Below are 12,144 nucleotides of genomic sequence, written 5' to 3'. Positions count from 1 at the left end.
GTATCATTCATCATTGCTGATTTTTTTGATTGTATTAAATTACTTCATGACTTTAATTTACAATTTGTTAAAGAAGTAAATTTGGCATAAAAGAGTTTATTTGGATATATTCTTTTTTTGATATTTTGATTTTGTCATCAAAATGATATGATAAATTTCATATTTAATTTGATGGACTTAATACTTCTCCTATTGGAGAAAAATGTTAATTTCGGACAACTTTTTTTTCAAAAAAACTAATAATTTATGAAGAAACTCAAATGCAGTGTATTGCTCACATGCACTTGTCTCATGCTATCTGCCCAGGAAGTGGTATGGCAGAAAGACATCAAATCCTCTACTCAGGATTTTCTAAATCAGATCACCACAACCATTGATCAACAGTATTTAATTACGGGAAGCTCAATTCAGAGCGACAAATTACAGCAATCCAGTAAACAAAACAATGGTTATGATTTTCACCTTGTCAAACTAAATCAGCAGGGAGAAGAAGTCTGGGAAAAATACTTTTCCGGACAAAGTCATGATTATTTATCAGCAACAGTTACCACGCAGGATGGTGGATTTCTCTTAGCCGGAACCTCTTATTCAGGAAAAGGACTGGATAAAAAAGAGGATTCCAAAGGAGGCTCAGATATCTGGCTAATCAGAATCAATGAATTCGGAGATGAATTATGGCAGAAAACATTGGGAAGCTCTTCTGATGAAGAAGCCAGAGCCGTGATTCAAACGACCGATTTAGGATTCTTTGTTGCCGGAAATGTACAAAACACTGCAAAAGGGTACGGTTCCAAAGACGTTTTGATCACGAGACTGGATAAGGAAGGAAAAGAACTCTCCCAATTAATTTTAGGCGGAAAAGGCTTAGACGAAGTCGAGAAAATGATTCCAACAAAAGATGGTGGGGCTTTATTGGGAATCTACTCCAGAAGTTCCGAGGTTCGTGTTTCGGGATCTGAAACTAAAACCCGTGAAACTATTGCCACGAATCCCGCATCCCGCATCGCAAAATCTACGGATAACTTCGGCGAAGGCGACTACTGGATTGTAAAGCTCGATAAAACCGGAAAAGTAGAATGGGAAAAGAATTTCGGTGGAAAAGGTGACGATCACATCAGAACCTTGGCTTTAACTTCAAATGGTTTTATCATTGGTGGCGAATCAAGATCGGAAAGATCAGGAAACAAAACGGTAGGGACTGAAGAAGGCACAGACTTATGGTTGATATCTTTAAATGAAAGAGGTGATGAGCAGTGGCAGAAATCCTACAACTTCAAGAACCGTGATATTTTGATGGGAATGAGTGTAATTCAGAGTCAGGATACAAGATCCAAGAATCAAGACTTTACAAAAGGAATATTGTTGGGAGGTTATACTCAGGCTGAAGGAAGAATACAGACCGATGATGAAACCTTCTGGATGCTGTATCTTGATCAGAATGGCAATGAACAGTGGAGAAAGCATATCACCGGAGAGTCCAGGAAGAAGGAAGAGAGGCTTTCAGACTTAAAACTCAACAGAGATGGTTCTATTATTTTGGCCGGAACCAGTGCAGAAGAATTGGGAAAAGAGAACTGGAAGATTGTAAAACTGGGAGACAAGCAGGTTGATCAGTTAATCGAAAAATACGACATCAAAATCTATCCAAACCCAGTTTCTGACTATGCTTATGTAGAAATCGGTTTTGATTTCAAGGATGCTGATATTCTATTGTATGATATGAGTGGAAGACAACTTCAAAACTTAAAAACCAAGAACAGAGTGACTAAGATCAATACCCAGACTTTGGTTCAGGGAGCTTATCTGATCACGATAAAAACGGATACCAACAAAACAGCGAATGCTAAACTGATTAAGAAATAGAAAAATGAAGAAAAAAAGAGTGATGATCCTCTTGCTAGGATTAAGTTTGTCAACAAGCATAACAGCACAGGACAGGCCTTCAGAAAGTCTGCTTCTTATTGATAAAGTTTCTACAAACAATGATCTATATAAGGGGACTTTAAATGTAAATATCCCATTATTTGAAATTTCGCTAGGAAACCTGAAGTTAAAGAATGAAATAGCCAATACTTTTACAGGTTTTGATCCTAAATCTGATGAGAGTATTTATGGGCTAAATTGGTATGGAAATCCATTTGGTCAAATAACAAGAGAAATAAAAGGAAATTATCTGCTTACCAACTATTTTATTGCAGATGAGTACAACTATAATTATGGTATTCATGCGGGAACTGAAGAAGAAAGGCAGCAGGCAACAACAGATTGTATACTACCAAAATCAAATCTGAAGAATGGATATTCAAAGAAACAGGCTCTATTTGATCCTACCAACAATAATGTAGCATCAGATTTTAATCCCGATAAGTTTTATTTTGATTTTTTTGGATATAGCGGATATTTTACATTTGACAACAACAGAAATCCTATTGTATATTGTGAAAATGCACGATTAAAAATACAGCTCGTTTATCCGGTCATTGGCAACAATAATGAGTCTATGTGCTATTCTACAAGAACTCCATTAAGTGGCTTAACGAATATTGTAAAAGAGATTATCATTACTGATGATAAAGGAAATAAGTTTTATTTTGGGGGAACGAATAATGAACTTGAAATCAACTATTCACAATTTGATATCAATGGAAAGTATTATCTTGGATCTAGTGAGCGTAATTTTTTTAGCGGAACAAGAGCTAATTATATCATATCCTGGCAGCTGAAAAAAGTAGAGACTTATAATGGAGATACTATTATAGGTAAATATGAACAACAGGGAGATTTAAGTATTTTCAATTCATATTTTGAAAAAGCATTAATAAATTCCAACAATACAAATATTGTTTTTCCTACCAGCTTTCCTACGCAGGCACAGTTGGATCAAGCTAATATCTATATAACTGGTGCAAGATCTGTAGATTATAGAACTTTTGCCATCACTCCGTTTCCAGCAACTGCTACGATTAACAATTTTACCAAAAGATCTATTCTGAAAGAGATAGAAGTAGTCGGGAAAAATTTAAAAATCAATTACAATTATTTTAAAGATAGTAATAACTTATTACACCTAAGCAGTATTAATTTAAATAGCTATGGAAATAATAGGAACTTTACATTTAATCAGATCCCATTAGGAGGGCAGAACTACAGATACTTCCTAGAATCAATTGAAGAAAATAATGGGGAGAAATATTCTTTTGAATATAACAAAACAGATGTATTGCCAGCTAAAAGTACTAATTATATAAATGGTTTTGGGTATTGGACAGGAGCTAACTCGTTCAATAATGATAATAATCTATATGATATAACATCTATAAAAAAAGTAATATACCCCACTAAAGGATTTGCAAAATTCTATTACGAGCCAGCCGATTACAATGTAATATCAGAATATTCGTCGTCACAGCAAAAAGATATTTTTACAAATACAAGTCTTACAACCAAGCCCCTGGTAAGGTTGAAAAGCAAAATAGAAAGTGATGGGTCTAATCAATATGAAACTTTTTATACTTATAAATTAAATAATGGTTCGTCATCTGGTATTCTCAGGTCTGGCTTGAAAAAAAATCCGATAAATTATAGCCAGGTTCAAGAGAAAAAAGCAAACAAAGGAATGACGGAATACTTCTTTGCAGATTATTATACAAATCCAGATAATCTGACATTGAAAAATTTTTCCACAGGCGATTATTATAAGCTAAAAGGTCTTATAAAGGTAAATAGAGATAATGAAAGAGGAAAAACCTTAAATAAGAAAGTATTTGATGCCAGCAATATATTATTAAAAGAAAGCTTTTACGAATATGAAAACTTTCTTCGTCCGGAAAGTGAGCTTTTAGATAATCCAGATCCAGCTAATTGTACTACTTGTAAAATATCAGATCTGAATTATTATGTGTACACAGATATCAGTAAGCCTTTCAGCCATAGTATTACTACAGGAGTTTCCATGTACGTTCCCGTTGTTCCTTACTTACTGAAAAAAGAAAAGGTAATTAATTATCTTGGTAATAAGCAAATTACAGAAGAAACAAATATTAAATACAGAGAATCCAGTTATTTTTGGCATACATATCCGGAACAGGTTGAAACAACTACGGCTGAAGGAACAAGTACTAAGAAAAGTCTTTATGCCTATAATCTATACAAACCGGGCTTTGCAGATAATCCCAATACTGTAGGAGAAGATTACACCACCTATAATCTGATGCTGAATGCCAATATCATGAATCCTATTCTTGAAATTGAAAAAAATAAAGACAATAAGTATTCATTAAGAGAGAATCAGTTTTATACGGGATCATTTGCTTACAAGAAAATACGAGACTCGAAGCTTAATTCAAGTGCCAGTTTTACAAGTTTTAATATTCCGGTAAATGAGACAAATGAAAATATAAGCTATGATTTGTTGGATAATAAGGCTAATTATCTTCAGGTAACTGATAAGTCAGGTGCTTCAGTTGTTACGCTTTATGGCTATAATCAAACCCTTCCTATAGCAAAAATTGAAGGAATAACTTATATCCAGCTGATGCAGCTTTTAAATCAACCTCAAACTCCTACAGGATATTTAACTTTAGATATCGTCGGTAAATCGAATGCAGATATTGATAGTGCCTCTGAACAGGAATTGATAAATGCGTTAGAATTATTTAAGAAAAATCCAGTATTAAAAGGTTATCCCATCACTACTTATACTTATGATCCACTAAGGGGAATGACAAGTATGTCTAAATCTCCGGGAGGACGTGAGTTCTATAAATATGACAATTCGAACAGATTGGAAAAGGTATTAGATAAGGATAAAAATATAATTAAAGATTTTAAATATAATTATGCGCCTCTCAAGTACTACAGTAGCATGAAAAGTCAGACTTTTACAACGACAAACTGTATGCCGGGAACGCTACCTGTATCAGGAGTATATACGGTTCCTGAATTTAAATATTCATCCACTATCAACCAGGCAGATGCAGATCAGCAGGCACAGAATGACATTAATTTGAACGGACAGAATTATATTAACAGCAATTATACCTGTACTCCGTATGTCTGCTCAATAACACCTACATATTTGGCGGATATTTATTATTCTTCATTTCAGGAAATCTCAACCAATCATTTTAGAGCATATTTAAGTTTACCACTTACAAATACCAGTGGAGGAGCTGCTCCTAATTGGTCTAATGGTGTAATGATAGGTACACTCGGTTCCTTATGTAGACCATCAAATTATAAATATGTAAATGTAACCTCAAGCGGCAGCTCATGGACTGTGACAATCGGATCTGATGGAATGGTTACTTTAAGATCTACCGGAGGAACTTCACCAGGACCTATCTCGCTTACTTTTGAATATGATAAATACTAATGCAAACCATGAAGAAAATAATAATTCCTATAAGTACACTTCTTGTGTCGGGACTTTCCTTGGCACAGGTAACACCTGCTGAAAACTATATACATACAAGAACTTATCTTGAGCCTGTAACAACTACAAGTTCCACCGCCAAACAATCAGAAATAGTACAATATTTTGATGGACTTGGAAGAGTAAAACAAACTATTAATGTAAAATCTACTCCTCTGGGCAATGATTTGGTGAGTACAACTCCTTTTGATGTTTTCGGAAGACAGGCAGACACTTGGCTTCCTGTACCGATGGCTTCTCTGAATGGAGGAATTCAGTCAGGAGTTGAAGGAGCTGCACAAACTTATCATAATGATAACAGAGCATTTACACATAAAAACTTTGAAAGTTCTCCTTTAGATAGAGTTTTGTCCCAAATACAACCTGGAGCAATATGGCAGGCACATCCCGTTCAGTTCAACTATGAAGCTAATGCAGATAGTGATGTGAAAAAGTATATTGCCAGTACTACTTGGGTAAACGGCATAACTTCTACAGAGATATCTGTTTCGGGAGCGTATCCGGCAGGACAGTTATACAAAAATATAATTACTGATGAAGACGAAAATCAGACTGTAGAATTTAAGAATAGCAAAGGCCAGGTGGTAATGGTTAAAAAAATAATAAATGCTACAGAAAGTGCTAATACATATTATGTTTATAACGAATATGATCAGCTTGTATTTGTTATCCCTCCCAAAGCATCAGTTGTAGCAGACGTTAATTCGGTGCTTAATGATCTTTGTTATCAGTATAAGTATGATAATAAAAATCGTCTGGTAGAAAAGAAAATTCCGGGTAAGGGAAAAGAATATATGGTATATGATAAAGCCGACAGGTTGATTTTGTTCCAGGATATCAAGCTAAAAGAAAAGGAAAATAAATGGGTAATTACGAAATATGATAGATTTGGAAGAGTTATTTATACAGGATTTTTAACAGGAGGAGAGAGAGCTGCAAGACAAAATGAAATTGATAATTTAGTAATTACAGAAAGTAGAAGTACAACTGGTTTTACACGTAATGGAATGACTGTTTATTATACAGAAAATTATTTCGTTAACGAGATTCCGACAATTCTTTCTGTGAATTATTATGATACCTATCCTCAATACGACTTTAATCCTGTTTTTCCCGGTAATATTCTGGGACAGCTTACATTAACCGAAAATCTTGATGCAGATGGATTTAGTACAGAAAGACTTCCAGTAATGAATTTGGTTAAAAATATTGAAGATGATAACTGGACCAAAAATTACTCCTATTATGATAGAAAAGGAAGACCAATCGGATCTTACTCCATCAATCATTTGGGGGGGCGTACAAAGATAGAGTCTAAACTGGATTTTTCCGGAGTCATTGAACAGAAGGTAACGATACACAAAAGATTAGATACTGATATTGATAAAGTAATTACAGAAAATTTCACCTATGACTCTCAAAACAGATTGATTGTACATACCCATCAGGTTGGAAGTAATCCTGTAGAGTTCTTAGCACAGAATAAATATAATGAACTTGCCCAACTGGAAAGTAAAAAGATAGGTGGCATTGCAGCAGCTTCTCCACTACAGGTGGCAGATTTCACTTATAATATACGAGGTTGGATGACCAAAATTAATAATCCCACAAACCTTAACGGGAAATTGTTTGGCTACGAAATAAAATATAACAACCCCGAATCTTCAAATATTGTCACAGGCAGGTTCAACGGGAATATTGCCGAAGTAGATTGGAAAAATTCTTTCGAGAATGTTTTGAAACGATATAATTATGAATATGACAAATTGAACAGGCTAAAGAACTCTTTCTATAGAGAACCTGTTACAGGAATCAGTGGTAATTTTGACGAGTATCTTACATATGACTTGAATGGAAATATCAGTAATCTTAAACGTACAGCAGTCCCTGTTTCTCAGGCTACTCCTACTGTTGTTGATAATCTCGATTATATATATACAGGAAACCGTTTGGATAAGGTCATAGAAAATGCATTGAATGATACCGGATATGAAGGAGGAAATAATACAATTAATTACGATCTGAATGGAAATATGACAGATATGGAAGATAAAAAGATTCATAGTATTTCCTACAATTATCTGAATTTATCTGACTCTTACTCAATTACTCAGACCGATATTTTTTCAGGAACGGTAAGTTTTGGATTAGACTATCTATATCGTGCAGATGGAGCAAAGGTTCGCAAAAGTAATATTAGCGGAGGAGGAAAGGGAAAGCCGATTAAAAAAAATATAACAGACTATCTCGATGGTTTCCAGTACAGCTATTTTGAAACTTCCACCTGTATATGGTGCAAGACAGCCGTAGCTTACGAACCTGAGGCCTTTATAGCTGCCAAAGGTTTTGATCCAATTGATATTAAACCAAAATGGATTCTTGATTTTGTGCCTACAGCCGAAGGCTTTTACAGCTTTGTACAAAATCGTTATATTTACCAGTATAGAGACCATTTAGGAAATGTAAGAGTAAGCTATACTAAAAATGAAGCAGGAGGACTTGATATTGTTGATGTGAATAACTATTATGCCTTTGGATCAAACCATATAGGAGGTATAAAAAGCTTTATAGGTAGTTATAATAGTTATAAATATAATGGCAAAGAACTTCAGGAAACAGGTTTTTATGATTATGGAGCAAGAATGTATATGGCAGATTTAGGAAGGTGGGGAAGTGTAGATCTACTTTCAGAGAAAATGACAAGACACTCTCCTTATAATTATGCATTTAATAATCCTTTAAGGTTTATTGATCCTGATGGAAATGCCCCTACAGATGATTATAGAGTTAAAAGAAATGGCCAGTTTGAGCTTATAAGGAGAACCAAAGAAAAATATGACAGATTATACAATTGGAATGATACCAAAGTGATAAAGTTGAGCAAAGAATTCATGCAAAACTCCCGTCAGGATTTGGAAAAAGATGATTATTTTAAAACCTATAAACCAAGTGAGACTGTAATTACATTTGAAAAATCATCTCTTTCAACAAAACAGATTAAAAATTATTTTTATTTCTTAGCTGCAAATACAGAAAAAGAATGGGGCTTTAATCATTTAACAAAGAATGGATTGTTTTCAAGTAGCTCTGTCACAATAATTAATAGTAACCACCTTGATGGTAGTGTACGTCTAAGCCCAATATTCAGATATTTAGATTCTGGTTATGATTTAGTAGGATCAGGACATTCTCATCAAATGCTGATTTATGATCATCCGGAGAATAAGCATCTCCTGAAAGGACGATATGATGTCATTAATTATCCTTCTGGATTTAATCCTGATGGAAGTATTGATTACAAACTTAACGAAGGGGACAGAACAACTCAGGAGAATTTGCTTGAAAATTATGGTGACCAGATTAAAGCGAATCCTTGGATTTATATTGGTAATCCTGATAATAGACCACATTTTATATATTATGATACAAACTCTTTTAGAAAAAAGTAGACTTATTTTAGTACTCCTTACTTTATTTTCTTGTAAAGAACGGAAAACAGACAATAGTAAAGAATATCTTTATCAAAAAGTTGTGATTAATGACCAGCTGAAAAAGGAAATATCTTCCTATAAAGAGGATCTGAGAAGAATGGATGCTTCAGAATCAAATAATCTAAGTATCTTCTTTACCAGAAAGAATGATAGTATCCTTATTGAAATGGGAGACTATAGGCCAAATTTCAAAATGGTTCATATGAAAGGGGTCGAAATTATAAAAAAAGACACTATATACTTATTAAGTGAAGATAAATCTATGGATATGAAAAGTTTCTATACCGGATCTGCTGAAAAAACACAAATTATAGATGTGCCAAAGCTAAACTTTTCTCATTATGATCCCCACTATAGATGTCTTTATTTTGATGGTAAAGAATTGAAAGTTCTTTCTTATAATGGTAAATGTAGATAACAGATAATTTAGATTAGTTATCATATAATCAGACAGTTGATATTAAACTGTTAGAAATTAAAATCTATTGCTATTTTCATAAATCCTCGTAAATATTTATTTGCGAGGATTTTTTCTGCCACCTTTTTTATGATGAATTTGAATGATATTTTGAGCTTATTATGATATAGAATGTGTAACTATAATAGTAAATAATGATTGCATCGATTCTATAAAAAAGCTTTTGAAATCGTGTTATGGTTATAACTGAAGAAGTTCCTGTACTTGATTATAATATAAGTTGATCAAAAAAATTAAAACAGCAACAATAATTTAGCTTGATTTATTTTGTATCAATTTTAATATATTTGTAGATATTATTTGTATCAATTTTATTTTCTAAGACAGCATAAGGTTTTCAGGAAGTAATGGGAAGATATGAAAGATGGTAAAGTATTAAAAAAATAAAAAAATATGACCCAGCTCAGCTTGTTCGATTCAGAAGAATTATATGAATTTCCAAAAGATCTTCTGGAGTATAGAGAGTGTTTTTTGAGCAGGGAAGAAGCGGATCAGCTTAGGGCTCATCTGCTGGAAACCGCTCCATGGAAACAACGTACCCAGAAAATGTACGACAAAATGGTTTTGACACCACGTTTAACAGCATGGTATGGAGATCCAGAAAATGCTTATCCTTTGGGTGATGGTGAACTGGATACTCATTCCTGGACCCCGGAACTACTTTTCTTAAAACAAAGAATAGAACAAACCTTTGGGTATCAGTTCAATTCCGTATTGCTTAATCTTTACCGGGATCACAATGATTCTGTTGCCTGGCATCGGGACAAGGAAAGCAGATATGGAAACCGCCCGGTGATTGCATCGGTAAGTTTGGGACAGACAAGAAACTTTGATTTCCGGAAAAAAGATCATCATCAGAGTAAATACAGCCTGCCTCTTCCTCATGGTTCATTATTGATTATGAAAGGAGATTTACAGGAAAACTGGGAACACCGGATTGCAAAATCTGTGACCTCTATGAAAGAGCGTATCAATCTGACATTTAGACTGCTTCGTTGACTCATTTCTGGATAAAAATCCTTTTTGCTAAAACTTTTCTTTAACATTCCGTCCTGTATTAGTCTTGTAGCAATTAATGATACAGAAATTAAAGCTTTCAAAAAGATATAGTACCATTACAAAACATAATTTTTCCTTGTTTCGAGCATAAAATGTGGTATGGAATGTATAATCATAATCCTTTAAAAATTACTGTTTTTTCAAATATTGTGAGTATTTTTGAACCTAAAATACCAGTATTTAATTATTGATTTTAATTTCTATGATTTTAATTGTTGATGACAACCAAAGTAATCTTTATTCACTACAAAAATTACTTGAATCAAAAAACTTCCAAGTAGAAACAGCCAGCTCAGGAGAAGAGGCTCTTGGTAAAGCTCTAAAAAATGACTATGCCCTGATTATTTTAGACGTTCAAATGCCAGATATGGATGGTTTTGAAGTTGCTGAAACATTGGCAGATTATAGTAAAACGAAGGAAGTTCCTATTATATTTTTATCCGCCGTCAGTACAGATAAAAAATTTATAACACGTGGCTATGCTTCCGGTGCCAAAGATTATGTAACCAAACCTGTAGATCCTGAAATCCTTTTACTTAAAGTAAAAACTTTCTATAATCTTCAGGAGCAGAATATTGCCATGAAAAAGACCCAGCAGAATCTTGAATTAGAGGTGAAAGGAAGGCGGGAGTCTCAGGTTACGATGAAGTCTCAGATAGATCATTTTCATTTAATGCTGGAGTCTCTTCCTCAGATTGCATTTACATTCAATGAAGCAGGAATCATTGATTTTGTTAATGGTAAATGGTATCAGTACTCTGATGCTGAACAGAATTTCCCAGAAACACATCCTGACGATCATGATATCAAGGAGGAATTTGAGCGATGCAGAAAAAAAGGAAAAGCTCTCGAATTAGAAATTAGAATTAAAAACGTGATTTCCGGTCATTACCGGTATCATTTGTTGAGAGTAACTCCTGTATATTATGATGAAGACCGTATTAAGAACTGGGTTGGAACTTTTACTGATATTGACGATCAGAAAAAAGTGGAAAAAGAAAAAGATGAATTTTTAAGCATTGCGAGCCATGAATTGAAAACACCTTTAACCAGTATTAAAGCATACGTTCAGTTATTGGACAGAAAATTAAAACTAGATAAAGACAGTCCTGAAGCAGGATTTGTGACGAAAGTTCAGGGACAGATTGAGAAGCTGAATACATTGATTACAGATCTGCTGGATGTTTCCAAGATCGAAAATGGAAAACTGAAAATCAATAAAAAGCAGGTTAATCTGGAAAAAGTTATCAGTAACGCCATTGAAACGATACTGCAGACCCATGATGAAGGTAAAGTCAAAATTGAACGCCACGGAATCAAACCAGATATTTTAATCCCATTAGATGAAATCCGTATAGAACAGGTACTGATTAATTTTCTGACCAATGCAATTAAATATTCCCCCAATAACAATCAGGTGATTGTCACCACCTTTGTAGATGAAGAAGCACAGGAGGTAAGAGTTAATGTAACTGATTTCGGTATTGGAATCCCTGATTTTAAACAGGATGCCGTATTTAAAAAATTCTATAGGGTAGAAGAATCTTCACTACAGTTCCAGGGAATGGGGATTGGATTGTTTATCTGCTCTGAAATCATCAAACAGCATCATGGAAATGTTGGCGTTTCCAGTATCATAGATGAAGGTTCTACCTTCTATTTCACATTACCCCTAAATTAAT

The 12,144-nt window shown here is 34.0% G+C and carries 6 protein-coding genes; all 6 read left to right on the top strand.

Features of this window, described 5'->3' with window-relative positions:
- The first annotated feature begins 246 nt into the window (after positions 1-246).
- The 6 genes from C1634_RS19360 (at position 247) to C1634_RS19335 (ending at position 12,143) form a co-directional block, all read left to right on the top strand.
- Complete coding sequence (locus C1634_RS19360) at positions 247-1,863, top strand: T9SS type A sorting domain-containing protein (protein ID WP_109738982.1); 1,617 nt, start codon at positions 247-249, stop codon at positions 1,861-1,863.
- A 4-nt stretch (positions 1,864-1,867) separates the two neighbouring features.
- Positions 1,868-5,374 carry a DUF5977 domain-containing protein gene (locus C1634_RS19355; RefSeq protein WP_109738981.1) on the top strand — a complete coding sequence of 1,169 codons (3,507 nt, stop codon included), beginning with the start codon at positions 1,868-1,870 and terminating at the stop codon, positions 5,372-5,374.
- A gap of 8 nt (positions 5,375-5,382) precedes the next feature.
- Positions 5,383-8,883, top strand: a complete 3,501-nt coding sequence (locus C1634_RS19350; RefSeq protein WP_165835362.1) for a DUF6443 domain-containing protein — start codon at positions 5,383-5,385, stop codon at positions 8,881-8,883.
- A complete protein-coding gene (locus tag C1634_RS19345; RefSeq protein ID WP_103234096.1) occupies positions 8,855-9,343 on the top strand; it encodes a hypothetical protein in 489 nt (162 codons plus the stop codon). The genes C1634_RS19350 and C1634_RS19345 overlap by 29 nt, the downstream gene beginning before the upstream one ends.
- Positions 9,344-9,796: 453 nt before the next feature.
- Positions 9,797-10,402, top strand: a complete 606-nt coding sequence (locus C1634_RS19340; protein ID WP_109738979.1) for an alpha-ketoglutarate-dependent dioxygenase AlkB family protein — start codon at positions 9,797-9,799, stop codon at positions 10,400-10,402.
- A gap of 262 nt (positions 10,403-10,664) precedes the next feature.
- The gene (locus tag C1634_RS19335; protein WP_109738978.1) at positions 10,665-12,143 is read left to right on the top strand and encodes a hybrid sensor histidine kinase/response regulator; all 1,479 of its coding nucleotides are present in this window, start codon (positions 10,665-10,667) and stop codon (positions 12,141-12,143) included.
- Position 12,144 lies beyond the last annotated feature (1 nt).

Source organism: Chryseobacterium viscerum, assembly GCF_002899945.2.
Lineage (GTDB): Bacteria > Bacteroidota > Bacteroidia > Flavobacteriales > Weeksellaceae > Chryseobacterium > Chryseobacterium viscerum.
This window is presented reverse-complemented; position numbering and strand designations above follow the sequence as displayed.